The sequence below is a fragment of the Pseudomonas sp. 3HC3 genome (genome assembly GCF_044904505.1).
GTDB lineage: Bacteria > Pseudomonadota > Gammaproteobacteria > Pseudomonadales > Pseudomonadaceae > Aquipseudomonas > Aquipseudomonas putida_Y.
In genome coordinates this window covers 47406-70757 of the sequence record NZ_JADDRH010000006.1, presented here as the reverse complement: position 1 = coordinate 70757, position 23352 = coordinate 47406, and the positions used below count along the sequence as shown (strand labels likewise).

Here is a 23352-nt window from a genome sequence, read left to right as displayed (position 1 = left end):
TGAACCGCGTTGTAACGCTAACTTGTTGAATTTCAGGCATAAAAAAACCGGACGCCAGGTCCGGTTCTTGAAATTCTGGGTTCAGGCAGCGGTAAATTCGACGGGGTAGGGCAGGGCTGCCTGGCTGACCTGAAGTTCGGTCAGGGTCTCGCGGACCACCTGCTTGGCCACGCAGGCGCATTTGCCGCACTGGCTGGCGACATTGGTCGCGGCTCGCACTTCTTTGTAACTGCAGCATCCTTCATAGATCGCATCGCGGATCTGTCCGTCGGTAACGCCGACACAAAGACACACATACATAAGGGCTGACCATCGCTGGTTGGGTCGATGGGTTGGAGCTTAATGTTAATGAGAATGCTTGTCAAAGATCTTTCTGAGAGGGGTGTGCTTGAGCGACCGGCGGTCGCTTTGTCGACGGAGTCGGCCTGTCATGAGAAGCCGTGTATGATGGTCGGCCTTTGTTGGATGTCGGGCAAGCCCGTCTGGCCCGGCAAACGGTTTTTCACCCTCATCAGGAGATTACAATGAGCGTACTCGTTGGTAAGAAAGCCCCCGATTTCACCGTTCCGGCCGTGCTGGGCAATGGCGAGATCGTCGATAGCTTCAACCTGGCCTCGGCCATCAAGGGCAAGTACGGCCTGGTGTTCTTCTACCCGCTGGACTTCACCTTCGTCTGCCCGTCCGAGCTGATCGCCCTGGACAACCGCATCCCTGACTTCCAGGCGCGCAACGTTGAAGTGATCGGCGTGTCGATCGACTCGCACTTCACCCACAACGCCTGGCGTAACACCCCGGTCAACAACGGCGGTATCGGTCAGGTGAAGTACACCCTGGCTGCCGACATGACCCACGAAATCTGCAAAGCCTACGACGTCGAGTCCGAAGGCGGCGTGGCCTTCCGTGGCGCCTTCCTGATCGATACCAATGGTGTTGTCCGTTCGCAGATCGTCAACGACCTGCCACTGGGCCGTAACATGGACGAGCTGCTGCGTCTGGTCGACGCTCTGCAGTTCCACGAAGAGCACGGCGAAGTCTGCCCTGCCAACTGGAAAAAAGGCGACAAGGGCATGAACGCTTCGCCTGAAGGCGTTGCTGCCTACCTGAGCGAGAACGCTGGCAAGCTGTAATTGCTGCGTGCATAAAAAAACCGGCCTTCGTGGCCGGTTTTTTTATGCCTTCCTGTGCCGGCATCTTCGCGGGCGCTCCCGCCCCCACAGATTCTCTGCATGCCTGAAGGCAAAGGTTAACCTGTGGGAGCGGGCGTGCCCGCGAATGCTTTTGGCAGATCAGTCGTTGAAATCGCGCCAGCCGCCCATTTCTTTCCAGCGGTTGACGATGCCGCAGAACAGCTCAGCGGTTTTCTCGGTGTCGTAACGTGCCGAGTGCGCCTCACGCCCGTCGAAGTCGATGTCGGCGCTCTGACAGGCCCGCGCCAGCACGGTCTGGCCATACGCCAAGCCCGCCAGGGTGGCGGTGTCGAAGCTGGAGAACGGGTGGAACGGGTTGCGCTTCAGGTCATTGCGCGCCACTGCCGCGTTGAGGAAGCCCAGGTCGAAGCTGCTGTTGTGGCCGACCAGAATCGCCCGCTTGCAGCCGTTGGCCTTGAGGGCCTTGCGCACGCCGCGGAATATGTCGGTCATCGCGCTTTCCTCGCTGACTGCCATGCGTAGCGGGTGGTCCAGCTTGATCCCGGTGAACTCAAGCGCGGCTGGCTCGATGTTGGCGCCCTCGAACGGCTCTACTCGGTGGAAGTAGGTATGTTCGGGGAACAGGAAGCCTTTCTCGTCCATGCCGATGGTGACAGCGGCAATTTCCAGCAACGCATCGGTAGCGCTGTTGAAACCACCGGTTTCAACATCCACCACGACCGGCAGATAGCCGCGGAAGCGCTCGGCCATCGGGTGGCGAGGACCGCTGCTGCCTTGGGTTTCCAGATCGTCTTCGTAAAGGTCTTCGCTCACGCGTTTGCCTCCAGCAGGCGCCAGCGCAGTTTTTCGCCAGCGCGCAGCGGGACTACGGTTTGCTCGCCAAATGGCAGGCTTTCCGGAGCGGTCCATTCTTCGCGGACCAGGGTAATGGTGTCGGTGTTCGCCGGCAGGCCATAGAAGGCCGGGCCGTGCAGGCTGGCGAAGCCTTCCAGCTTGTCCAGCGCGTTACGCTGTTCGAACGCTTCGGCGTACATCTCGATGGCCGCATAGGCGGTGTAGCAACCTGCGCAACCGCAGGCTGCTTCCTTGGCGTGACGGGCATGAGGTGCCGAGTCGGTGCCGAGGAAGAACTTCGGGTTGCCGCTGGTGGCGGCGTCCAGCAAGGCCACCTGGTGGGTATTGCGCTTGAGGATCGGCAGGCAGTAGAAGTGCGGACGAATGCCGCCAACCAGCATGTGGTTGCGGTTGTACAGCAGGTGCTGGGCGGTGATGGTCGCACCCACGTTGGCCGGAGCCTCGGTGACGAACTGCGCGGCGTCGCTGGTGGTGATGTGTTCGAACACCACTTTCAGCGTCGGGAAGCGCTCGACCACACGGCGCAAGTGCTCGTCGATGAAGCGCTTCTCGCGGTCGAACACGTCGATCTCGCTGCGGGTCACTTCGCCATGCACCAGCAGCGGCATGCCCACTTCCGCCAGTGCCTCTATGGCCGGGAAGATGTTGTCGATGCTGGTCACGCCGGAATCGGAGTTGGTGGTGGCGCCGGCCGGGTACAGCTTGGCGGCGTATACGAAACCGCTGGCCTTGGCCGCGCGGACGTCCTCGGGGCTGATGTTGTCGGTGAGGTACAGCACCATCAGCGGCTCGAAGCGGCTGCCGGCCGGGCGGGCAGCCAGAATGCGCTCCCGGTAGGCGCCGGCCTCGGTGGCATTGCGCACCGGCGGCACGAGGTTGGGCATGATGATGGCACGGGCGAAGGTACGCGCCACGTCGCCAACGGTGTGGGGCAGGACGGCACCATCGCGCAGATGGATGTGCCAGTCGTCGGGGCGCAGGAGGGTCAGGCGATCGGACATTGGGGATTCCAGGCGGGTCGAACTCAAGCCCCAATCCTACCGGAAAACCCTGGGGCGAGCACGGCTATCAAGTTTTCCGCGCGGCGTCCGATAGCCTGCTGGTAAGCCGTCAGAAATAGTGGAGCCGCCCGTGCGCCAGCGTTACCTAGCCCTGTTGACCCTGTTCGCCAGCTTGCCGGCCGGCGCACTGACTTTCCAGACGCGCATGGAGAACATTGCCTGGAAGGTCGAGGGTGACCAGTTCGAATGCCGTCTGAGCCAACCGATCGAAGGTTTCGGCAGCGGTACGTTCGTGCGCCGGGCAGGCGAGCAGCCGGTGTTCCAGCTGCGTTCGGACAGCAACGTACTGGGTGCCGGCACCGCCAGCCTGTTGGCTGCGGCAGCGCCTTGGCAACCTGGGCGTGGCGATATCAACCTGGGCCATGTGCGTATGGCCCGCAGCGGAGTGCTGTTCAGCTCCTCCCAAGGGCAGGCCAGCCGGCTGATCAACGGTTTGCTCGACGGGCGTAGCACAGTCGTGCGCAACTACACCGGTGAGGCGGGCAGGCCGATGGAGGTGCGTGTGCTGCCGGTCAGCTTCGCCAAAGCCTACAATGACTATCAGGTCTGTGCGGGCAAGCTGTTGCCGATGAACTATGACCAGGTGCGCCAGACTCAAGTGGGCTTCCCTGGGGGCGGTTTCGAGCTGGATGCAGCAGCCAAGGCGCGGCTGGCGGTGATTGTCGACTACCTGAAGGCCGACCCCACGGTTAACCATATCGAGCTCAACGGCCACTCCGACAACAGTGGCAACCGCCTGACCAACCGCGACCTGTCGCGCCGTCGCGCATTGGCCGTGGCCGATTACTTCAAGGCTCACGGTGTGCCGCAAGAGCAGATTACTGTGCGCTTCCATGGCGAGCGTTATCCGCTGGCGAAGAACAACAGTGCGTCGAACCGGGCGCGTAATCGGCGGGTGAATATCGAGCTGGATCGGGTGGCGGTGGTTGAAAAAGCGGTGGAAAGGCCGGTTGAGCAAGCGGCGCCGGCTGTTGCACCGGTATCAGGGCCTGTTCCAGCGGGTCCGGCTGCTGCACCTGCCTCGGGCGTCCCGGGGGCGAAGGCGCCCTGAGATCTGGTCGGTGCATGTCGTGGGTTCGCATCAAGGCCACCAGGGGGTTGTCACAACATTTTCAGCGCCTGTGAGATCGAGCGCCGCCCGCGCGGCGCTTCGCGGGTAAACCCGCTCCTACGTTTGTTTCGGGCCAGTCCATCCTGTGCCTGGCGCGCGCGACCGCCTTGTTGGTACGACGCGATATCGAGATAGGCACCAAGGCGTTCGCGCGCGAATCCCACAGGCATAAATGGCCCGAAACAAACGTAGGAGCGGGTTTACCCGCGAAGCGCCGCGCGGGCGGCGCTCGATCTCACAGGCGCAGAATGCGTCGAGGCGGACACCTGGCGGCGCTCGATCTCACAGGTGCAGAATGTGTCGAGGCGGACACCTGGCGGCGCTCGATCTCACAGGCGCAGAATGCGTCGAGGCGGACACCTGGCGGCGCTCGATCTCACAGGCGCAGAATGTGTCGAGGCGGACACCTGGCGGCGCTCGATCTCACAGGCGCTGAACTCCTCAAGGCATGCACGCTGAGGCTCGACGCCCCTCCATGGTCCTCATGCCACATCCCGCAACCGACCGCCCGTCGCCCTTACGAAAGTTCCTGTCGCTTTGTCGTCAGAAGCTGTCGCCCCACTGTAAATTTATCCGCAACGCCGGTAGAATCGGTGCCTTTCCGTACAACCCCGTGGAGTGATGGCATGGCGGACGTAAAAAAGGTCGTACTGGCGTATTCCGGCGGCCTTGATACTTCGGTGATTCTCAAGTGGCTGCAGGATACCTACAACTGCGAAGTGGTGACCTTCACCGCTGACCTGGGTCAGGGCGAAGAGGTCGAACCGGCTCGTGCCAAGGCCCAGGCAATGGGCGTTAAAGAGATCTACATCGACGACCTGCGCGAAGAGTTCGTGCGTGATTTCGTGTTCCCGATGTTCCGCGCCAACACCGTCTACGAAGGCGAGTACCTGCTGGGTACTTCCATCGCCCGTCCGCTGATTGCCAAGCGTCTGATCGAAATCGCCAACGAAACCGGCGCCGACGCCATTTCCCATGGTGCCACCGGCAAAGGTAACGACCAGGTGCGCTTCGAGCTGGGTGCCTATGCCCTGAAGCCAGGCGTCAAGGTCATCGCCCCATGGCGCGAGTGGGACCTGCTGTCGCGCGAAAAGCTGATGGACTACGCCGAGAAGCACGGCATCCCGATCGAGCGCCACGGCAAGAAGAAGTCGCCGTACTCGATGGACGCCAACTTGCTGCACATCTCCTATGAAGGCGGTGTCCTGGAAGATACCTGGACCGAGCACGAAGAAGACATGTGGCGCTGGAGTGTCTCGCCTGAGAGCGCCCCGGACCAGGCTACCTACATCGAGCTGACCTACCGCAGTGGTGACATCGTTGCCATCGACGGCGTCGAGAAATCCCCGGCCACCGTTCTGGCCGACCTGAACCGTATCGGTGGTGCCAACGGCATCGGCCGCCTGGACATCGTCGAAAACCGTTACGTCGGCATGAAGTCGCGCGGTTGCTACGAAACGCCTGGCGGTACCATCATGCTCAAGGCCCACCGTGCCATCGAGTCGATCACCCTGGACCGCGAAGTCGCTCACCTGAAAGATGAGCTGATGCCCAAGTATGCCAGCCTGATCTACACCGGCTACTGGTGGAGCCCGGAGCGTCTTATGCTGCAGCAGATGATCGATGCTTCGCAGGTGAACGTGAATGGTGTGGTGCGCCTGAAGCTGTACAAAGGCAATGTGACCGTGGTTGGCCGCAAGTCGGACGATTCGCTGTTCGATGCCAACATCGCCACTTTTGAAGAAGATGGTGGTGCTTACAACCAGGAAGATGCTGCTGGCTTCATCAAGCTCAACGCACTGCGTATGCGCATTGCCGCCAACAAGGGCCGTTCGCTGCTCTGATTACTGGTGTGTGCGAAAACCCCGGCTCAGTCCGGGGTTTTTTTATGCCTGCGCAAAGGCGGGTCGATCAACTTTGATGGTTCACATCACCGCTCTCAAGTGGGCTGATCGAAAGCTGCGCACATTGACGTCTATCCAGGTTACAAAAGCGCCAGACGCGCGCTGGCTCGGGTGGGTGGGCAAGTGCGTGCAAGAGTTGTTGTTCCATCATGCGGCAGGCGTCGGGGCCGGAGAACATGAATGTGACAGGCTCGCCCTTTACCGCCTCGCGGGCATCGTTGGTAATAGCAGGTGTGGCCACACTGCTCAGTGCTGGCGTGTTGGCGTGTGCTGTGCTGTTGGGTAGCGGGTTGTAGAACGACTTGTAATTGAAGTTGAGCGTCAGAAAAAACAGTGCCGTCAGAAAGAATGGAAAGCCTACCAGGAACCAGGTGTAGAGCTTTTGGCTGGACTCGCCGAGAAATGGCAGTGTGGCAAGGGCGGAGGCTTCGATAATCCCCGCGAAGATGGCAATGATCGTCAGCGGGGCGACAGGTTGTGCTTGGGTCATATGGGCCGTCTCCAGCGGTTTTGCCCATCTTTACCTTACTGCTGTACTCAACTAAAGGCTGGATTGTTTCCCGGGGGAGGAATGATCGTCAAAGGGCCTGGTTGCGTGGCTTTTTCAGCGTGTTCGAGTCGGAAGTTCTCCTCTGTTGAAGATCAGTATTCAACTGGTGCGTTTATGTCACTGGGTGCTACCGTTTCTCCCGGTAATAAGTAATTTGTTTGTTACAACCTTAGTTGTAGTGTGTAGGAAGTTTCTGTAAGTCCTGTAGGTTTTGTCTGTCGATGGCTTTCACTGGTAAATCGCCGCGCCAGCCAGCGTCCTGTCGGTTATCGTGGCGTGCCAAAGCAACAACAATGTATGGATATCGCATGAATAAAGTGCTTATCGTGGATGATCATCCGGTCATACGCCTGGCCGTACGCATGCTGATGGAGCGGCATGGGTATGACGTTGTGGCGGAGACTGACAATGGGGTGGCTGCGCTGCAGCTGACACGGCAACACCTGCCGGATATTGTGGTGCTGGATATCGGCATCCCGAAACTGGATGGCCTGGAGGTAATCGCCCGCATGGCGACATTCAGCCCGGGTAGCAAGGTGCTGGTGCTGACATCGCAGGCCCCCGGCAACTTTTCGATGCGCTGCATGCAGGCGGGGGCGGCGGGTTACGTGTGCAAGCAGCAGGAGCTTACCGAGCTGCTTAGCGCTATCAAGGCTGTGTTGTCGGGTTACAGCTACTTCCCCAACCAGGCCTTGCATGCGTCACGTGGCAGGGGCGCAGGCAGCGAGACGGATATGGTGAATCGCCTTTCTGCGCGAGAGATGACGGTGCTGCAACAACTGGCGCGAGGGCGTTCGAACAAGGAGATTGCCGACAGCATGTACCTCAGTAACAAGACGGTCAGTACCTACAAGTCGCGGCTCTTGCTCAAGCTAAATGCACGCTCACTGGTTGACCTGATCGAGCTGGCGCAACGGCAAGGTCTGAACTGATCGCCAGGCCTTGAAGCCTCCACCCAGGAGGCTTTGCCAAGGCTAACGATTCATCACTACAGGACCAGAACTACAGGTCGTAATCGAAGTCGGCCAGTTGCTTTTGCAGGCGCCGTTCTTCCAGCATGTTGTCGATGGTGCGGCGTTTGCTCAGGTTGGTCTTTGCGGTTTCAACCTGTGGTTCCGCGTCATCGTCTGCGGCAACAAAATCATCATCGATCGACAGGTCGTCTTTATCGGTACTCATGAGTCGCTCCAAGCCAAAGGGCCATTGGCCGACCTTATAACCAGAAAGCAGACGCTGGTAAAAAAGATTTTTTCAATCGATGTGATTGGTTTTTGTCTGTCGGCTCAATCGTCGGAGGTTTTGTGCTTGTACTCGCACAAATCTTCGATCCTGCAGCTGCCGCACCGTGGCTTGCGCGCCTGGCACACATAGCGCCCGTGCAGAATCAGCCAGTGGTGGGCGTCGAGCAGGTAATCCTTTGGTACGAACTTGAGCAGTTTCTTTTCAACTTCCAGCACCGTTTTACCTGGCGCGATACCCGTGCGGTTGCTCACCCGGAAGATATGGGTATCCACTGCCATCGCCGGCTGGCGAAACGCCGTGTTTAGCACCACGTTGGCGGTTTTACGGCCGACGCCGGGCAGCGCCTCCAACGCTTCGCGGGTTTGCGGTACCTGGCTGTCGTGGTGCTCGATCAGCAGCCGGCACGCTTCTATGACATTCTTTGCCTTGCTGTTGTAAAGCCCGATGGTCTTGATGTATTCGCTAAGGCCTTCAACGCCCAGGGCATAGATGGCCTCGGGGGTGTTGGCGACGGGGAACAGGCGGGCAGTGGCCTTGTTGACGCCGACGTCGGTGGATTGCGCGGACAGTGTCACGGCGACCAGCAGTTCAAACGGGGTCGTGTAGGCCAGTTCGGTCTTTGGGTCGGGGTTGTCTTCGTGCAGCCTGCGAAAAATCTCCAGGCGTTTGGCGGCATTCATGAAATCAGGGTTTTCCTTGACGATTTGGGTGGGCAGGGCCCGGACGCAAGCGATTGTACAAGGCCAACAGCAGTCCCAGCAGCAGTAGCGCACCAGGGGCGAGGCTGGCCAGGTGCAGCTCGGTATGGTCAGCCAGCCATTGGCGGCTGGCGCCCAGCAGCAGGCAACTGGCAAAGACAGCGCCGAGGTGCTTTGCGAGCACGTGCCAGCGGCGTTGGTCAGGCAGCAGGTGGTCACTGGCCAGGCATTGCAGGCACAACAATGCGGGATAGTGACCCAGGGCAATGGCCAATGGTAGCAGCCAGGCCCGCAAGGCCAACTGCAGGCAGCTGGCCAGGGCTGCCAGCAGCAGCAGGCTGGCCAGTACATATGTCCAGCTGGCGACGCGTTTACGCAGGGGGGACAGCAACAGTTGGTGCAGGCATCCCATCACCACTGCGCACAGGCCGATGGTCGCGCCTTCACCCAGCGTTCGGGTGGCGCCCAACAGGGGCGCGATGCTCATGGCCAGCAGGCCTAACCTAGTCATGTGCGGCGCCCTCCAGCCATAAACTACGCTGCTCATCGAAATAATTTAGCGCGTCCTGCAACGCGGCGATCACTGCTCGCGAGGTCACGGTTGCGCCGGCCAACTGGTCAAAGTCACCTTGGTCCCGCTTTAGCGCCCAGTGATCGCCCCGATGGCGGTTGTCGAACTGTTTCAGCCACTGCAGCTGTGGGTCAGCCAGGTGAGCGCCCAGCCCGGGACTTTCCTGTTGTTCGACAACCTGGCTGCCGATCAGCCGGCCGTCTGTGGCGATGGCGACGCTCAGCACGATCGGCCCGGCATACCCCTGGGCCTGTGTGACCAGAACAATGGCGCTTGGCTTGCCTGCCATAGTGGCGCGGTAAGCTGCCAGGATACGGCTGTTGGGCCTCTGTGCGGCGGGCCTTGGCAGCGGGCTTTCCAGGGGCTGGTTGTCGTAGCTGCCTTCGGGCAGCACGGCCAGCCGCTGGCGGCTCTGCAGCTGCTTTTCGGCGCCGGCGATGGCCGGGCTGGTCCACTGCCGCCAGGCCAGGGTGGCAGACACCGCCAATACTCCAGTCAGCAGCAGCAGGCTCACATCCCGCACCCCCCGCTTCATCGGGCTGCCTGCTGACGTTGCACAGCCATGCGCTCGAGTGCCGGAGCCAAAATATTCATCAGCAGGACAGCGAACGCGGTGCCATCCGGGTAGCTGCCCCAAGTACGAATCAGGTAGATGAGTAGCCCTGTTCCCAGGCCGAAGCACAACTTGGCCCAGTCGTTTCTGGGGCCGGACACTGGCTCGGTCGCAATGAAGAATGCTGCCAGCATGGTTGAGCCGGAAAACAGGTGCAGCAAAGGCGAGCCATTGGAGTCCGACCCGGAACCATTCCAGCCCAACAGGCTGAATATCAATAGCCCTGCCAGCAAACCTGCCGGTGCATGCCAACTGATCACCTTGCGCTGCAACAAAAACAGGCCGCCAAGCAGGAATGCCAGGTTGACCCACTCGCTGCCTGCCCCACCAATGCTGCCAAAGCCCGGATGGCTGGCAAACAGCTCGTCAATGGTCAGGCTGCGGTTGTGGCGTAGGCCGTCGAGCAATGTCGGACGGGCCCAGGCATCGATCTGTTCGCCCCCAGCGAACACCTGCTGCAAGCTGTCGAGCAGGCCCGGGACCTGTCCTGGCCAATGGTTCATCTGCAGCGGGAAGCTGAGCAGCACGAAGGCGTAACCCACCATGGCCGGATTGAACAGATTTCGCCCGACCCCACCATAGGCCTGCTTGCCGATGCCGATCGCAGCACATGCCGCGATGACCGGCAGCCACCATGGCCCCAGGGTAGGCAGGGCGGCCGCCAGTAGCACGGCGGTTACCAGTGCGCTGCCGTCGTTTAGCGCCTGGCTCAGTGATTGATTGCGTAGTGCTAGCAGCAATGCTTCGCACAGCAGCGCGGCACTGGCACACAGCAACAGGTTCAGCACCATGCCCCAGCCATGCAGCCACAATAGCGCCAGCAGTCCAGGCGTGCAGGCGAGCAAGACCAGACCCATGCTGGTGCGTAGGCGCGGATCGGGACTGCTCATTGGCCAAACATCCCGTTGAAGCCGGAAAGCGCCATGGCCATTACCCCGGCACCGATCAATTGGATGGGCAGGCCGCGCAGCGCGTCGGGGATATCGACGTGGGCGCTGCGCTGGTGCAGGTCGGCGAACACCATCAGCGCCAGCCAGAAGCCGCCACCCGTCAGCAAGCCTTGGAGTAGCGTGGTTGGCCAGCTGACGTCGTCGCTTGCCTGTTGCAGAGCCACCCCAAGCGCGGCAGCATTGCTCAACAGCAGCGCTGGCAACCCCACTAGGGGCCAGGCTGGGCGCCACTTGGCCAGTAGCCAGGGCAGGCCCCAGGCGAGCAAAGCCAGCCAAGGCAATAGCAGGAACAGGGCAAGATCGTGGATGTGCAGCGGGGCAAGTACGGCGTGCGCCAACAGTTGCGCGCCGATTATGCCCAGTGCAATGCACAGGGCGCAGGCCAGGCCGTGCACCTGCAGTTGCAACCCGGAGAGTGGCTGTCGGAGCAGGCACAGGTGATTGATCAGTGCGGCGCTGATCAGGACCAGGATGTAGTCATTCATGAGATGACGATAGCCGGGAATCAGGGTGATTGTCCGGGTTTGACATGAAGGGGCCTGCGTATTGTGGGGGCGGGCAGGCCGCTCCCACAATGGCTCGCAGGGGTATTACTTGATGCGCTGGCCTGGCTTGGCGCCGCTGTCCGGGCTCAGCAGGTAGATTTCTTCACCGCCAGGGCCGGCAGCCATGACCATGCCCTCGGACACGCCAAAGCGCATCTTCCGTGGCTTGAGGTTGGCCACCATCATGGTCAGACGGCCTTCCAGCTTGGATGGGTCTGGGTAGGCCGACTTGATGCCGGAGAACACATTGCGGCGCTCGTCACCAATGTCCAGGGTCAGTTGCAGCAACTTGTCGGCACCCGCTACGGCTTCAGCTTTGACGATCAGCGCCACGCGCAGGTCGACGGCCGCGAAGGTATCGAACTCGATCTCTGCCGACAGCGGGTCCTTGGTCAGTTCGCCATTGCCCGCCGGGGCCTTGGCTTCGGCAGCCAGCAGATCTTCCTTGCTGGCAGCGATCATGGCTTCGACCTTGGCTGGCTCGATACGGCTCATCAGGGCCTTGAACGGGTTAAGCGGGTGGTTTTCCAGGCGTGTCAGGTGGTCGTTCCAGGTTAGCGGGGCCACGTTGAGGAATGCCTCGGCGTCAGCAGCCAGCACCGGAAGTACCGGTTTGAGGAAGATCACCAGCTGGCGGAACAGGTTGATGCCTTGGGCGCAGATGGCCTGGACTTCATCCTGCTTGCCTTCCTGCTTGGCCAGTGACCACGGTGCCTTGTCGGCGATCCAGGCGTTGGCGCGGTCGGCCAGTGCCATGATTTCGCGCATGGCGCGGCCAAAATCACGGGCCTCATAGGCTTCGGCGATGGAGGGCGCGGCAGCCAGGAAGGCTTCGGTCAGCTCAGGCGCGGCATCACCGCCTACCATCACGCCTTCGTTGCCCTTGTGGATGAAACCGGCGCATCGGCTGGCAATGTTGACGACCTTGCCGACCAGGTCGGAGTTGACCTTCTGCACGAAGTCTTCCAGGTTCAGGTCCAGGTCGTCGACGCCACGGCCCAGCTTGGCCGCATAGTAGTAACGCAGGTATTCCGGCTGCAGGTGGTCCAGATAGGTGCGGGCCTTGATGAAGGTGCCGCGCGACTTGGACATCTTGGCGCCGTTGACCGTCAGGTAGCCGTGCACGTTGACCGCGGTCGGCTTGCGGAAGCCGGCGCCTTCGAGCATGGCTGGCCAGAACAGGGCGTGGAAGTTGACGATATCCTTGCCGATGAAGTGGTACAGCTCGGCCTTGGAGCCCTCGTTCCAGAAGGCGTCGAAGTCCAGTTCCGGGCGGCGTGCGCAGAGGTTCTTGAAGCTGGCCATGTAGCCGATCGGCGCATCCAGCCATACGTAGAAGTACTTGCCAGGCTCACCCGGTATCTCGAAGCCGAAGTACGGCGCGTCGCGGGAGATATCCCACTCCTGCAGGCCGGAATCCAGCCATTCCGCCAGCTTGTTGGCTACCGCGTCCTGCAGGGTGCCGCTTCGGGTCCATTGCTGCAGCATGGCCTGGAAGTCTGGCAGCTTGAAGAAGAAGTGCTGGGAGTCACGCAGTACCGGGGTGGCACCGGAGATCGCTGACTTGGGGTTCTTCAGCTCAGTAGGTGCGTAAGTGGCGCCGCATTTTTCGCAGTTGTCGCCGTACTGGTCTTCGGCCGCGCACTTCGGGCAGGTGCCCTTGATGAAGCGGTCGGCGAGGAACATGCCTTTTTCCGGGTCGAAGTACTGGGTCACCGAACGGGTGGCGATGTGCCCGGCTTCACGCAGGCGCGAGTAGATCAGGCTCGACAGCTCGCGGTTTTCTTCACTGTGGGTGGAGTGGAAGTTGTCGAAGTCCACCAGGAAGTCGGCGAAATCGCTGCTGTGCTCGGCCTGGACGTTGGCGATCAGTTGTTCTGGGGTGATGCCTTCCTTTTCGGCGCGCAGCATGATGGCCGAACCGTGGGCGTCATCGGCGCAGACATAGATGCACTGGTTGCCGCGCAGCTTCTGGAAGCGCACCCACATGTCCGTCTGGATGTACTCCAGCATATGGCCGAGATGGATCGATCCATTGGCATAGGGCAGGGCGCTGGTGACGAGAATCTGGCGTGGCTCGGACATGGTGGCTCGGCTACTTATCTGGCTACGGGGTAAAAATGAGGATGATCGGCCACTATAAAGGGCTGGCGAAGATATTTCACCCCGCAAGCGTATCTGCTGACGATTGACGGGTTAGGATAGGCGGCTGTTTTACATTCAGTTTGCCAATGGGAGTCTCCATGAGTGCCGTCACCCGTGCCGCCGTTGAAGGCGTGCTTCGCCAGTACACCGACCCCTACCTGAACCAAGACCCGGTCAGCGCCGGCTGCGTGCGCGCCATCGACATCCAGGGCGGGCAGGTCAGCGTGCAGTTGCAGTTGGGTTATGCCGCTGGTCTGTTCAAGAACGGCTGGGCCCAGGTGCTGCAGACCGCCATTGGCAGTCTCGACGGTGTAACTGGCGCCCAGGTTTCGATCGATTGCGTGGTGGCCGCGCACAAGGCCCAGGCCCAGGTGCCAGCCATGGCCAACGTCAAGAACATCATTGCCGTGGCCTCGGGCAAGGGCGGTGTGGGCAAGTCGACCACCGCTGCCAACCTGGTCTTGGCCCTCGCCCGTGAAGGTGCGCGGGTAGGTATTCTCGATGCCGATATCTACGGCCCCAGCCAGGGTGTGATGTTCGGCATCGCCGAGGGTACCCGTCCACAGATTCGCGAGCAGAAGTGGTTCGTGCCGATCAAGGCCCACGGCGTGGAAGTGATGTCGATGGCCTTCCTCACCGACGACAACACGCCGATGGTATGGCGTGGCCCGATGGTGTCGGGCGCGCTGCTGCAACTGGTCACCCAGACCGCCTGGGATGACCTGGATTACCTGGTGATCGATATGCCACCGGGTACCGGTGACATCCAGCTGACCCTGGCACAAAAGGTGCCGGTGGTCGGTTCGGTGATCGTCACCACGCCGCAGGACCTTGCTCTGCTGGATGCCAAGAAGGGCGTGGAAATGTTCCGCAAGGTCAACATTCCGGTGCTGGGCGTGGTCGAGAACATGGCCGTGCATATCTGCTCGAATTGCGGCCATGCCGAACACCTGTTCGGTGAAGGTGGCGGCGAGAAACTGGCCAGTCAGTATGGCGTCGACCTGCTGGCGTCGCTGCCGTTGTCGATGCTGATCCGTGAGCAGGCCGACAGCGGCAAGCCGACGGCGATCTCCGAGCCGGAAAGCCAGATTGCCATGGTTTACCAGGAGCTGGCCCGCCAGGTGGGCGCGCGGATCGTGCTGCAGGAAGCAGCGGCACCGGCAATGCCGAGCATTACCATCAGCGAAGACTGACCTGTCATACCGGGTTTGCCCGCACACAGCGACTGCGCCGCACTTGAAATCTGTGCAGTCCCTGGGGAGCGGGCGAGCCTGCGAAGAGGCCAGCGCCTATTTCGAGCAGGCATGAAAAAACCCGCCAGAAGGCGGGTTTTTTTGAAAGCTAGGAAGCTAGATCGACTTAGGCGATCTGAACTTCTTCAGCCTGCATGCCTTTCTGGCCGCGGGTAGCGACGAAAGTAACAGCCTGGCCTTCTTTCAGGGTTTTGAAGCCGTCAGCTTGGATGGCTTTGAAGTGCACGAACAGGTCGTCGCCCGACTGAGGGGTGATGAAGCCGTAGCCTTTCTCGTCGTTGAACCACTTAACAACACCGGATTGACGGTTGGACATTTTTCTGTCTCCTTGGACAATTTGATAACGGTCAGGAAAAACCCTGCCCGGGACTGAGCGCAAAGAGAGCAGAAAATTCAGCGATGGGCCGATCAGGATCGTGCATCAAACTAGAGATTCTCGGTGTCACGTGCAGCACAGTGGCAACACCTTACCCCACTTTCCGCAACCTGCCAATGGTCAGAAGGCGCTTTAGGCAAATTCGGATCGGCGGCTGCTGCAGCCCCCACCCGGCGCGGGATTAGGGATGGAACTTTAACCTGGGCGCCGGGACCGGTAATATGCGCATCACGATTTTCACCACGCAACTCTTCAGGACACCCCGCCATGAGCATCAAATCGGACAAGTGGATTCGCCGCATGGCGCAGGAACACGGCATGATCGAACCCTTCGTCGAGCGCCAGGTGCGCGGCGAGCAGGACAACCGCATGATCTCCTTCGGCGTCTCCAGCTATGGCTACGACGTACGCTGCGCCGACGAATTCAAGGTGTTCACCAACATCAACTCGGCTACCGTCGATCCGAAAAATTTCGATGCTGGCAGCTTCGTCGATATCAAGAGCGACGTGTGCATCATCCCGCCAAACTCTTTCGCCCTGGCGCGCACTGTCGAATATTTCCGTATTCCCCGTGACGTGCTGACCATTTGCCTGGGCAAGAGCACTTACGCCCGTTGCGGCATCATCGTCAACGTCACGCCGCTCGAGCCCGAGTGGGAAGGCCACGTGACGTTGGAGTTCTCCAACACCACCACGCTGCCGGCGAAGATCTACGCCAACGAAGGCGTGGCGCAGATGCTGTTCTTGCAGTCCGACGAAGAGTGCGAAGTGTCGTACAAGGACCGTGGCGGCAAATACCAGGGCCAGCGCGGCGTTACCCTGCCGCGTACCTGAGCCGACAAGCGCGGGGAATTACCCGCGCCTTTGGCACTCCAACGAAGTAACGCCGGTGTGCATGATGTGCATCGGCTTTCGTCAGGAGCAGCCAATGAAACTCCATCCCGCAATCAGTGCCAAGCTGGCAGGCCTGCAGCCCAATCACGTAGGGTTGTTGCCCTGGTCACTGCTGGCGCACCCGCTGCCCATGCAGGCGGGGGGCGTGCCTCATCAACCTGACCCCGATACTCCACAACCGCCGGAGCCCGGTGAGACGCCACCCATGGAGCCAGGCGAGCCGACCTTGCCGGACGAGGCGCCTCCCGCCCCTGTTGCCTGAGCGTCGCTACAGCGTCCAGACGCGGTCAGCGCCAGCCAGGTACACGCGGCTGGCGCTGGCGGGCGTTATTTCCCACCCTCCGGTGAACTCACCGAATGCAGGTAGCAGGCTGACCTGCTCATCGATCAGGAAGCACGGCAGGCGCAGGCGCTGGCGGGCCTTGCCTCGCAGGGCGAACACCGGGTGTACATGGCCCGCCAGCACCGGGTGGGTGCGGTGGGGGTGCGGCTCGTGCTGCAGGGCAAAGGGTTCCAGAACCCACGGCTCGTCCATAACCTGAATATCGAGCGAGGCAGGTGGGTCGCCGGCGTTGCGATCATGATTGCCACGTATGAGGACAATTTTCAGCTTTCTGTGTCGCTCGCGCCAATCATCCAGCTTGGCCAGTGTTGCTGGTGCTCGGGCCGTGCGGGCGTGAATAAAATCGCCCAGGATGATCAGTTGCTCACAGTCGTGCTCGGCCAGCAGTCTATCGAGACGGGCGAGTGTCGTTTCAGTCGTTCCGCGTGGCACCGGCTGATGCAGGGCGCGGTAGCTGGCGGCCTTTCCAATGTGCACGTCGGCCACCAGCAGGGCCCGGCGGGCGGGCCAGTAGATGGCTTTGTCGGCGAGCAGCCAGAGCACCTGACCACAGTGTTCGATGGGTTGGTAATTCATTCCGCGTCCGCCGCTTGCTCCAGGTCCGCCACCATCCGCGCAATCCGGTCTGCCAGTTTCTCGGTGCTCAACGTCTCGCGCATGCCTTCCACCAGCAAGGCAAACGCCAGTGGCCCTGGCCGCTTCAACGCCCGCAGGTCCAGTTGCAGCGCGCTCATTTTCAGCAATTGCCGACGTAGCCGCTCGATTTCCAGCTCTTCGCTCAATACCTCATCCCGCGCCTGGCCAAGCAGCAAATTCCCTGCGTCGTGTTTGCGAAACACCTCATAGAACAGGCCGCTGGAGGCCTGGATTTGCCGCGTACTCTTCTGCGCGGCGGGATAGCCGCCAAACACCAGCCCGGCAATCTGGGCAATTTCCCGAAAGCGCCGCAGTGCCATTTCCCCGGCATTCAGGCTGGCCAGCACATCTTCCAGCAGATGCCCGGTGCCGAGCGCTTGCGGCAGGTGCGTGGCCCAGTCCACCTTGGCAGGGCTGAGGAGTTCGAATCCGTAGTCATTGACGGCAATCGACACCGACAGCGGTTGTGCGCGGCTGACCCGCCAGGCAATCAGATTGGCCAAGCCCAGGTTGGCCATGCGCCCGGCAAAGGGGTACAGGAACAGATGCCAGCCCTGACGGGACTTGAAGGTCTCGGCCAGCAGTGTGCCTGTGGTGGGCAAGGCTGACCACTGCGCCTGAAGCGCAAGCAGCGGGCGTACTGCGCGCATTTCCGGCCCGTCAAAGCGTTCATGGGCTGCAGCATCCAGTTGCTCGACCAGCGCCTCGGCCAGTTCGCTCGAGAGCGGCATGCGCCCGCCGTTCCAGCGCGCTACAGCGGCCTTGCGCGCGGTGCTGCGACGCACATAGGCCGTCATGTTTTCCACACGCACCAGTTCCAGTACCCGCCCGGCAAATACCAGCGTATCGCCGGGGCGCAGGCGGGCGATGAATGCTTCTTCAACACTGCCCAGCGTTTTCCCCCCGCCGCCCTTGCTCCAGTATTTCAATTGCAGGTTGGCATCGCTGACGATGGTGCCGATGCCCATACGGTGGCGCCGCGCCAAGCGTTCGCTGGTAACCCGATAAACACCGTCGGCCTGACGCTCGACGCGCTGGTAGTCCGGGTAGGCGGTAAGTGAACTGCCGCCGTGGCAGACGAAGTCCAGCGCCCATTGCCATTGGTTGTCGCGCAACTCGCGAAAGGCCCAAGTGCTTCGCACTTCGGCAAGCAGTTGCTCCGGGCGAAAACCGCTGCCCAAGGCCATGCTGACCAGATGCTGTACCAGCACGTCCATGCACAGGCGCGGTGAAAAGCGGGCTTCGATGTGGCCGGCTATCAGTGCCTGCCGGGCCGCCGCCGCTTCCACCAGTTCCAGGCTGTGGGTGGGCACCAGGGTGACCCTGGAGCGCCGCCCAGGCGCGTGTCCTGAGCGACCCGCCCGCTGCATCAGGCGGGCGATGCCCTTGGCCGAGCCGATTTGCAGCACCCGTTCCACGGGCAGAAAGTCCACGCCCAGGTCCAGGCTGGACGTGCAGATCACCGCCTTCAGGCTGCCTTGCTTGAGGCTGCGCTCGACCCAGTCGCGGGTATCGCGGGCCAGCGAGGCGTGGTGCAGGGCGATCAGCCCGGCCCAGTCCGGGCGGGCCTCAAGCAGGGCCTGGTACCAGATTTCGGCCTGGGCACGGGTATTGGTGAACACCAGGCTACTGACACTGGCGTCGATCTCATGGCTGACTTGGTCGAGCATCTTCAGGCCCATGTGCCCAGCCCAAGGGAAGCGCTCGATCGCTGCTGGCAGCAGTGTGTCGACTTGCAGCGCCTTGTCTTGCCGGCCTTGCACCAGCAGGCCGCCCTGCGGCAGCAAGACATCCAGTGCGTGTTGCAGGTTGCCGAGCGTTGCCGACAAGCCCCAGGTCGGTAGGGCAGGGTGCCAATAGCGCAGGCGCGCCAAGGCCAGCTGCAGTTGTACCCCGCGCTTGTTGCCAAGCAGCTCGTGCCATTCATCCACTACCACCAGTTGCAGTGTGGCGAAATCCTTACGTGCCTGTGCCCGGGTCAGCAGTAGGGTCAGGCTTTCAGGGGTGGTGATTAGCACACTGGGCAGCCGCCGGGCCTGTCGGGCGCGTTCGGCACTGTTGGTGTCGCCGCTGCGCACCCCTATGCTCCAGGGCAGCTCGAGCTCATCAAGCGGCGCTTGCAACGCGCGTGCGGTGTCGGCGGCCAAGGCACGCATGGGCGTCACCCACACCACCTGTATGGGGGCTGGCTGGCGGCCCTGCGGCTCAGCCTTGAACGCACGTAGCGCAGCGAGCCATACCGCGTAGGTCTTGCCTGCACCGGTACTGGCATGCAGCAAACCGGACTCGCCCCGTGCGACGGCAGCCCATACGCGCCGCTGGAAAGCGAAGGGCTTCCAGCCGCGCTTGGCAAACCAGACGTTTGCGAGGTCGGTAGCAGCAGGCATGAGGCAGGTGGTCCTTCGAAGGCTGTGCTTCTACAGACCACAGGCCGGCTGCAATGGTTTTAACGGATCAATTGGCCAACAGGTAGCCGCTGCGGCATACCTGTTCACCGGCCACATGGGCAATGACCATGCCAGCGGTGGCCATGCGCCGTACGCTACGCGCATACAGCAGGCCCGGCTGGCTGTTGCGCAGGGCGGTAACTCGGTCACTGAGCGGGTCGATGACTTCAGCGATCAATTGGCCGGCCTCCAGGTGCTGGCCCGGCTTGGCGTGATAAACCAGCAACCCACCCAGTGGCGCTGCCACGGGTTCCACCGCGGCCAACGGCGTGGCGTGGCGCAACAGTGCGGGCAGGGCGGCACTGGTGCCTTCGATGACACCGGCGTGGGTCAGGAAGTCGAGAATCGCCTGGCAGTCCTTGCTGGCAAGGTCATGGCTAACATCCGCCTGGCCACGCAGCTCGACGGTTACCGAGCAGCAGCCCAGCGGAATCGGAAAGCGTTTGCCGAAACGCTGCTGCAATTGCCACCAGACCAGGCTGAAGCATTCATCGAACGACTGCCCGCCCGAGTCGGTTGCCAGCAGGCTGGCCTGGGCGCCCAGGTAACGGGCCAAGGGTTCGATCTGGGGCCAGGCATCGGGTGTGGTGTACAGGTGCTCGACCGCTTCGAAGTCGCAGTGCAGGTCCAGCACCATATCGGCATCGCAGGCCAGGCGCTGCAGTATCAGGCGCTGGGCCTGCAGGGGTGTGCGGGCCGGGTGTGCGTCCAGGCCGCGGCGCAGGTATTCGCGGATCAGTGCAAGGTTGTGCTGTGGGTCCTGGGTGAGGTGTTCTTCGATCTGGTCGCCGATGCTGTCCGACAGGTCGACGAAGTTGCGATTGAAGTTCTCGCCACTTTGCAGTTCAAAGCGCCCCAATGGCGCATCCAGCAGCACTTGCTCCAGGCCCACCGGGTTGGCCACCGGCACCAGAATGATCTCGCGCTGCAGTCGGCCTTGCTGCTCCAGCTCGACCAGGCGGCGCTTGAGGTGCCAGGCTACCAGCATGCCCGGCAACTCGTCGGCATGTAGCGAGGCCTGTATATAGACTTTGCCACCACTGCGGGGGCCGAAGTGGAAGCTGTGCAGTTGGCGGGTGATGCCCGGAACGGGGGAGAGCAGGTCGTGGGTTGAATGGTGCATGTTGGTCCTGGCTGCGTGGCGAAAACGGTCTGCGACACGGGTCGGCTCAAAAATAGAAGCATAGTTTCAGCGAATGCGCCTCATCCTGCAGCAAACGGACACCGCAAACTTTTTCAGGTCAGTAGCGCCTGCAAGGTGGCCAGGTCATCTGCCTCCTCCACCGGCTTGTCCAGCCGCCAGCGCAGCATGCGCGGAAAGCGCACGGCGATACCGCTTTTGTGGCGGCGAGACAGGGCGATGCCTTCGAAGCCCAGCTCGAACACCAGTGTTGGCGTCACACTGCGCACCGGGCCGAACGTTTCCACCGTGGTCTTGCGGATGATGGCGTCGACCTTGCGCATTTCTTCGTCACTGAGCCCCGAATAGGCCTTGGCAAAGGGCACCAGCGTCCGACCAGGAGTACCTGCCGGTGCATCCCATACGGCAAAGGTGTAGTCGCTGTACAGGCTGGCCCGGCGGCCGTGGCCGCGTTGGGCATAAATCAGCACCGCATCGACGCTGAACGGGTCGATCTTCCACTTCCACCAAATGCCCATGTCCTTGGTGCGCCCCACACCGTAAAGGGCCTCGCGCTGCTTCAGCATCAAGCCCTCCACCCCCAGGCTGCGCGATTGCTCGCGCTGGCGGGCAAGGTCGGTCCAGTCCGGGCCTTGCAGCAAAGGCGACAACAGCACGGGGGCAAGTGGGTGTTCATCCACCAGGCGTTCCAGCTGGCTTCGGCGTTCGTGCTGCGGGCGGCTGCGCCAGTCATCGCCCTGCCACTCCAACAGGTCGTAGGCCTGCAACACCACCGGCGCATCGTTCAGCAGCTTTTTGCCCAGCGTTTTGCGACCGATGCGCTGTTGCAGCAAGGCGAAAGGCTGCACGGCCAGTTCCGCCTCGGTTTCACCGGGTTTCCAGACCAGAATCTCGCCATCGAGCACCACGCCATCGGGCAACGTCTGTGCCAGACCATGCAGTTCGGGGAAACGCTCGGTAACCAGTTCTTCGCCGCGCGACCACACCCACAGCTGGCCATCGCGCTTCACCACCTGCGCCCGAATGCCGTCCCACTTCCACTCGATTTGCCAATCGCTTGGTGGACCGAGCAGGGTATCGAATTGATCGCTGGACACTTGCAGCGGATGGGCCAGGAAGAAGGGGTAGGGCTGGCCGCCGCGCTGGCTGTGTTCATCGGCGGACTCTGGAGCGATCAGCCTCTGGTAGCTGGCTGCAGTAGGGCGATGGCCTGTATCGGTGTAGCCGACCAGGCGCTGGGCCACGCGTTTGGCGTCCAGCCCGGCCAATTGTGCCAGGGCGCGGGTGACCAGCAGCTTTGACACGCCCACGCGAAAGCTGCCAGTGATCAGCTTCAGGCATAGCATCAGGCTGGCGCGGTCCAACCGGGCCCAGAGCGGTGGCAGGCGCAGCCTGACTTGCTCAGGCGGCAGCCCGCGCAGGGGCAGCAAATGCTGTTCCACCCAGGTGGCCAGGCCGTCCTCGCTGCCATCAGCGTGCAGCGGCAGCAGCAGCGAAATGGTCTCGGCCAGGTCGCCCACGGCCTGATAGCTTTCTTCGAAAAGCCAGTCCGGCAGGCCAGCCAGTGCCGTTGCCAGTTCGCGTAGAAGGCGGGTGGGCACCAGTTGGCGTGGGCGCCCGCCGGCCAGGAAATACACCGCCCAGGCAGCATCTTCGGCGGGCGTCATTTCGAAGTAGTCGCGCAGTGCCTCGAGCTTGGCGTTGCTGGAGGTGGTCGCGTCCAGGCGCAGGAACAGCGTAGCGAAGGCTTTCATGGTGAGGGGGCGGTGTTCGGCGCATCGTCCTCGTCGCCATACTCGGTGACGAAGGCGCGGGCATCCAGGCCTTGCTCGGTGAGGTAGCGCACCAGTACGTCGACCGAGCCGTGGGTGACCATTACCCGTTTGGCACCGGTCTGGCCAATGGCCCAGAGCAGGCCGGGCCAGTCGGCGTGGTCGGACAGCACAAAGCCCCGGTCCACGCCGCGCCGTCGGCGGGCGCCGCGTAGCAGCATCCAGCCGCTGGCGAAGGCATCACTGTAATCGCCAAAACGGCGCAGCCAGCTGCTGCCGCTGGCTGATGGGGGGGCCAGGATCAGTGCCTGGCGCAGCAGTGGATCGTTGCGCGGGATGTCGCCTGCGTAGCGGGTTTCCGGCAGGCGGATACCGGCATCCCGGTACACCCGGTTGAGCGACTCCATGGCGCCATGCACGAGGATCGGGCCGATGCTGGCATCCAGCCCATGCAGAATCCGCTGGGCCTTCCCGAAGGCATAGCAGAACAGCACGCAGGCTTTGCCCTGTTCACTGTTGGTCCGCCACCAGGCATTGATGTCGGCGAAGGTCTCGCTTTGGCTTGGCCAGCGGTAGATCGGCAGGCCGAAGGTCGATTCGGTGATGAAGGTGTGGCACGCCACCGGTTCGAAGGGCGTACAGGTGCCATCGGGTTCTACCTTGTAGTCACCGGATGCAACCCAGACTTCACCTTGGTACTCCATGCGCACCTGCGCCGAACCCAGCACGTGCCCGGCCGGGTGCAGGCTCAACGTCACACCGTGGTGCAGCAGGCGCTCACCGTAGGGCAGGGTCTGCAAATTGATGTCCTGGCCCAGGCGGCTGCGCAGAATGCCGGCACCGGGGCTGGCGGTCAGGTAATGGCCATTGCCGGTGCGCGCGTGGTCGCCGTGGCCGTGGGTAATGACAGCCCGGTCCACGGGCCGCCAGGGGTCGATATAGAAATCTCCGGGCGGGCAGTACAGGCCTTCGGGGCGGGCGATGACAAGGTCCATGGCACGGGCACTGGTTCTGGGCTTACCCGTTAGGATATGTGGTGCAAGGCGTTAGTTCGGATGGATGTGGAGGGGGCTGCTGAAAAAGTTCTCCAGGCCCCC

At 61.9% G+C, this 23352-nt stretch carries 24 protein-coding genes; 7 read left to right on the top strand and 17 right to left on the bottom strand.

The features are described 5' to 3' along the window. Nucleotides 1-81 precede the first annotated feature (81 nt). Nucleotides 82-300, bottom strand: coding sequence for a bacterioferritin-associated ferredoxin (locus tag INQ47_RS12030; protein ID WP_003254947.1), 219 nt, complete (start codon nucleotides 298-300; stop codon nucleotides 82-84). A 224-nt stretch (nucleotides 301-524) separates the two neighbouring features. Between INQ47_RS12030 and INQ47_RS12025 the strand changes: the two genes are divergently transcribed. Then, a complete protein-coding gene (locus tag INQ47_RS12025) occupies nucleotides 525-1127 on the top strand; it encodes a peroxiredoxin (protein ID WP_003254945.1) in 603 nt (200 codons plus the stop codon). Nucleotides 1128-1286: 159 nt separating this feature from the next. Here INQ47_RS12025 and rnt read toward each other — a convergent pair whose 3' ends face one another. Then, complete coding sequence (rnt, locus tag INQ47_RS12020) at nucleotides 1287-1898, bottom strand: ribonuclease T (RefSeq protein ID WP_010952252.1); 612 nt, start codon at nucleotides 1896-1898, stop codon at nucleotides 1287-1289. A 59-nt stretch (nucleotides 1899-1957) separates the two neighbouring features. Next, on the bottom strand, nucleotides 1958-3004 hold the full coding sequence (gene pyrC, locus INQ47_RS12015) for a dihydroorotase (RefSeq protein ID WP_274149019.1): 1047 nt from the start codon (nucleotides 3002-3004) through the stop codon (nucleotides 1958-1960). 130 nt (nucleotides 3005-3134) lie between these two features. Here pyrC and INQ47_RS12010 point away from each other — a divergent pair, with 130 nt between their 5' ends. After that, on the top strand, nucleotides 3135-4115 hold the full coding sequence (locus INQ47_RS12010; RefSeq protein ID WP_404701757.1) for an OmpA family protein: 981 nt from the start codon (nucleotides 3135-3137) through the stop codon (nucleotides 4113-4115). A gap of 686 nt (nucleotides 4116-4801) precedes the next feature. After that, the gene (locus tag INQ47_RS12005; RefSeq protein WP_404701756.1) at nucleotides 4802-6019 is read left to right on the top strand and encodes an argininosuccinate synthase; all 1218 of its coding nucleotides are present in this window, start codon (nucleotides 4802-4804) and stop codon (nucleotides 6017-6019) included. A 67-nt stretch (nucleotides 6020-6086) separates the two neighbouring features. Here INQ47_RS12005 and INQ47_RS12000 read toward each other — a convergent pair whose 3' ends face one another. Then, nucleotides 6087-6569 (bottom strand): hypothetical protein, encoded by a 483-nt coding sequence (locus tag INQ47_RS12000; RefSeq protein ID WP_404701755.1) that lies wholly within the window; start codon nucleotides 6567-6569, stop codon nucleotides 6087-6089. A gap of 368 nt (nucleotides 6570-6937) precedes the next feature. On the opposite strand from INQ47_RS12000, the gene INQ47_RS11995 reads away from it, so the two are divergent. Continuing rightward, complete coding sequence (locus tag INQ47_RS11995) at nucleotides 6938-7561, top strand: response regulator transcription factor (RefSeq protein ID WP_003254939.1); 624 nt, start codon at nucleotides 6938-6940, stop codon at nucleotides 7559-7561. Nucleotides 7562-7631: 70 nt separating this feature from the next. Here the strand turns inward: INQ47_RS11995 and INQ47_RS11990 are convergent, their stop codons facing one another. The 7 genes from INQ47_RS11990 to metG form a co-directional block, all read right to left on the bottom strand. Further along, nucleotides 7632-7808 (bottom strand): PA3496 family putative envelope integrity protein, encoded by a 177-nt coding sequence (locus INQ47_RS11990; RefSeq protein ID WP_003254937.1) that lies wholly within the window; start codon nucleotides 7806-7808, stop codon nucleotides 7632-7634. A gap of 104 nt (nucleotides 7809-7912) precedes the next feature. Continuing rightward, nucleotides 7913-8551, bottom strand: a complete 639-nt coding sequence (gene nth / locus INQ47_RS11985; RefSeq protein WP_252458459.1) for an endonuclease III — start codon at nucleotides 8549-8551, stop codon at nucleotides 7913-7915. A 4-nt stretch (nucleotides 8552-8555) separates the two neighbouring features. Continuing rightward, on the bottom strand, nucleotides 8556-9080 hold the full coding sequence (locus INQ47_RS11980) for an Rnf-Nqr domain containing protein (RefSeq protein ID WP_404701754.1): 525 nt from the start codon (nucleotides 9078-9080) through the stop codon (nucleotides 8556-8558). Then, nucleotides 9073-9675, bottom strand: a complete 603-nt coding sequence (locus INQ47_RS11975) for an RnfABCDGE type electron transport complex subunit G (RefSeq protein WP_404701753.1) — start codon at nucleotides 9673-9675, stop codon at nucleotides 9073-9075. The genes INQ47_RS11980 and INQ47_RS11975 overlap by 8 nt, the downstream gene beginning before the upstream one ends. Next, on the bottom strand, nucleotides 9672-10643 hold the full coding sequence (locus INQ47_RS11970) for an RnfABCDGE type electron transport complex subunit D (RefSeq protein WP_252458462.1): 972 nt from the start codon (nucleotides 10641-10643) through the stop codon (nucleotides 9672-9674). The genes INQ47_RS11975 and INQ47_RS11970 overlap by 4 nt, the downstream gene beginning before the upstream one ends. Continuing rightward, nucleotides 10640-11188, bottom strand: coding sequence for an Rnf-Nqr domain containing protein (locus tag INQ47_RS11965; protein WP_404701752.1), 549 nt, complete (start codon nucleotides 11186-11188; stop codon nucleotides 10640-10642). The genes INQ47_RS11970 and INQ47_RS11965 overlap by 4 nt, the downstream gene beginning before the upstream one ends. A gap of 105 nt (nucleotides 11189-11293) precedes the next feature. After that, complete coding sequence (gene metG, locus INQ47_RS11960; RefSeq protein WP_252458464.1) at nucleotides 11294-13333, bottom strand: methionine--tRNA ligase; 2040 nt, start codon at nucleotides 13331-13333, stop codon at nucleotides 11294-11296. A 158-nt stretch (nucleotides 13334-13491) separates the two neighbouring features. Here metG and apbC point away from each other — a divergent pair, with 158 nt between their 5' ends. Continuing rightward, nucleotides 13492-14586: an iron-sulfur cluster carrier protein ApbC gene (apbC, locus tag INQ47_RS11955; protein ID WP_404701751.1), complete on the top strand. Its 1095-nt coding sequence runs from the start codon at nucleotides 13492-13494 to the stop codon at nucleotides 14584-14586. 166 nt (nucleotides 14587-14752) lie between these two features. Here the strand turns inward: apbC and INQ47_RS11950 are convergent, their stop codons facing one another. Continuing rightward, nucleotides 14753-14962 carry a cold-shock protein gene (locus tag INQ47_RS11950; protein ID WP_003254922.1) on the bottom strand — a complete coding sequence of 70 codons (210 nt, stop codon included), beginning with the start codon at nucleotides 14960-14962 and terminating at the stop codon, nucleotides 14753-14755. Nucleotides 14963-15289: 327 nt separating this feature from the next. On the opposite strand from INQ47_RS11950, the gene dcd reads away from it, so the two are divergent. After that, nucleotides 15290-15856: a dCTP deaminase gene (dcd, locus tag INQ47_RS11945; protein ID WP_404701750.1), complete on the top strand. Its 567-nt coding sequence runs from the start codon at nucleotides 15290-15292 to the stop codon at nucleotides 15854-15856. A gap of 94 nt (nucleotides 15857-15950) precedes the next feature. Continuing rightward, the gene (locus INQ47_RS11940) at nucleotides 15951-16178 is read left to right on the top strand and encodes a hypothetical protein (protein WP_021781983.1); all 228 of its coding nucleotides are present in this window, start codon (nucleotides 15951-15953) and stop codon (nucleotides 16176-16178) included. Nucleotides 16179-16184: 6 nt separating this feature from the next. Here INQ47_RS11940 and pdeM read toward each other — a convergent pair whose 3' ends face one another. From pdeM to INQ47_RS11915, 5 genes are all read right to left on the bottom strand, one after another. Then, entirely contained in the window at nucleotides 16185-16835 is a 651-nt protein-coding gene (gene pdeM, locus INQ47_RS11935) for a ligase-associated DNA damage response endonuclease PdeM (protein ID WP_404701749.1), read from the bottom strand. After that, on the bottom strand, nucleotides 16832-19282 hold the full coding sequence (locus INQ47_RS11930) for a ligase-associated DNA damage response DEXH box helicase (RefSeq protein ID WP_404701748.1): 2451 nt from the start codon (nucleotides 19280-19282) through the stop codon (nucleotides 16832-16834). Before INQ47_RS11930 ends, pdeM begins: the two co-directional genes overlap by 4 nt. 67 nt (nucleotides 19283-19349) lie before the next feature. Further along, complete coding sequence (locus INQ47_RS11925) at nucleotides 19350-20465, bottom strand: succinylglutamate desuccinylase/aspartoacylase family protein (protein WP_252458468.1); 1116 nt, start codon at nucleotides 20463-20465, stop codon at nucleotides 19350-19352. A gap of 113 nt (nucleotides 20466-20578) precedes the next feature. Continuing rightward, on the bottom strand, nucleotides 20579-22237 hold the full coding sequence (locus INQ47_RS11920) for an ATP-dependent DNA ligase (protein ID WP_404701747.1): 1659 nt from the start codon (nucleotides 22235-22237) through the stop codon (nucleotides 20579-20581). After that, a complete protein-coding gene (locus INQ47_RS11915; RefSeq protein ID WP_404701746.1) occupies nucleotides 22234-23250 on the bottom strand; it encodes a ligase-associated DNA damage response exonuclease in 1017 nt (338 codons plus the stop codon). The genes INQ47_RS11920 and INQ47_RS11915 overlap by 4 nt, the downstream gene beginning before the upstream one ends. Between the last annotated feature and the right edge of the window lie 102 nt (nucleotides 23251-23352).

Excerpts from the sequence above, each read along its gene's own strand:
- INQ47_RS12030 (WP_003254947.1), bottom strand. The coding sequence starts at position 300 with ATGTATGTGTGTCTTTGTGTCGGCGTTACCGACGGACAGATCCGCGAT.
- INQ47_RS12025 (WP_003254945.1), top strand. The coding sequence starts at position 525 with ATGAGCGTACTCGTTGGTAAGAAAGCCCCCGATTTCACCGTTCCGGCC.
- rnt (WP_010952252.1), bottom strand. The coding sequence starts at position 1,898 with ATGGCCGAGCGCTTCCGCGGCTATCTGCCGGTCGTGGTGGATGTTGAA.
- pyrC (WP_274149019.1), bottom strand. The coding sequence starts at position 3,004 with ATGTCCGATCGCCTGACCCTCCTGCGCCCCGACGACTGGCACATCCAT.
- INQ47_RS12005 (WP_404701756.1), top strand. The coding sequence starts at position 4,802 with ATGGCGGACGTAAAAAAGGTCGTACTGGCGTATTCCGGCGGCCTTGAT.
- INQ47_RS12000 (WP_404701755.1), bottom strand. The coding sequence starts at position 6,569 with ATGACCCAAGCACAACCTGTCGCCCCGCTGACGATCATTGCCATCTTC.
- INQ47_RS11995 (WP_003254939.1), top strand. The coding sequence starts at position 6,938 with ATGAATAAAGTGCTTATCGTGGATGATCATCCGGTCATACGCCTGGCC.
- INQ47_RS11990 (WP_003254937.1), bottom strand. The coding sequence starts at position 7,808 with ATGAGTACCGATAAAGACGACCTGTCGATCGATGATGATTTTGTTGCC.
- nth (WP_252458459.1), bottom strand. The coding sequence starts at position 8,551 with ATGAATGCCGCCAAACGCCTGGAGATTTTTCGCAGGCTGCACGAAGAC.
- INQ47_RS11980 (WP_404701754.1), bottom strand. The coding sequence starts at position 9,080 with ATGACTAGGTTAGGCCTGCTGGCCATGAGCATCGCGCCCCTGTTGGGC.
- INQ47_RS11975 (WP_404701753.1), bottom strand. The coding sequence starts at position 9,675 with ATGAAGCGGGGGGTGCGGGATGTGAGCCTGCTGCTGCTGACTGGAGTA.
- INQ47_RS11970 (WP_252458462.1), bottom strand. The coding sequence starts at position 10,643 with ATGAGCAGTCCCGATCCGCGCCTACGCACCAGCATGGGTCTGGTCTTG.
- INQ47_RS11965 (WP_404701752.1), bottom strand. The coding sequence starts at position 11,188 with ATGAATGACTACATCCTGGTCCTGATCAGCGCCGCACTGATCAATCAC.
- metG (WP_252458464.1), bottom strand. The coding sequence starts at position 13,333 with ATGTCCGAGCCACGCCAGATTCTCGTCACCAGCGCCCTGCCCTATGCC.
- apbC (WP_404701751.1), top strand. The coding sequence starts at position 13,492 with ATGAGTGCCGTCACCCGTGCCGCCGTTGAAGGCGTGCTTCGCCAGTAC.
- INQ47_RS11950 (WP_003254922.1), bottom strand. The coding sequence starts at position 14,962 with ATGTCCAACCGTCAATCCGGTGTTGTTAAGTGGTTCAACGACGAGAAA.
- dcd (WP_404701750.1), top strand. The coding sequence starts at position 15,290 with ATGAGCATCAAATCGGACAAGTGGATTCGCCGCATGGCGCAGGAACAC.
- INQ47_RS11940 (WP_021781983.1), top strand. The coding sequence starts at position 15,951 with ATGAAACTCCATCCCGCAATCAGTGCCAAGCTGGCAGGCCTGCAGCCC.
- pdeM (WP_404701749.1), bottom strand. The coding sequence starts at position 16,835 with ATGAATTACCAACCCATCGAACACTGTGGTCAGGTGCTCTGGCTGCTC.
- INQ47_RS11930 (WP_404701748.1), bottom strand. The coding sequence starts at position 19,282 with ATGCCTGCTGCTACCGACCTCGCAAACGTCTGGTTTGCCAAGCGCGGC.
- INQ47_RS11925 (WP_252458468.1), bottom strand. The coding sequence starts at position 20,465 with ATGCACCATTCAACCCACGACCTGCTCTCCCCCGTTCCGGGCATCACC.
- INQ47_RS11920 (WP_404701747.1), bottom strand. The coding sequence starts at position 22,237 with ATGAAAGCCTTCGCTACGCTGTTCCTGCGCCTGGACGCGACCACCTCC.
- INQ47_RS11915 (WP_404701746.1), bottom strand. The coding sequence starts at position 23,250 with ATGGACCTTGTCATCGCCCGCCCCGAAGGCCTGTACTGCCCGCCCGGA.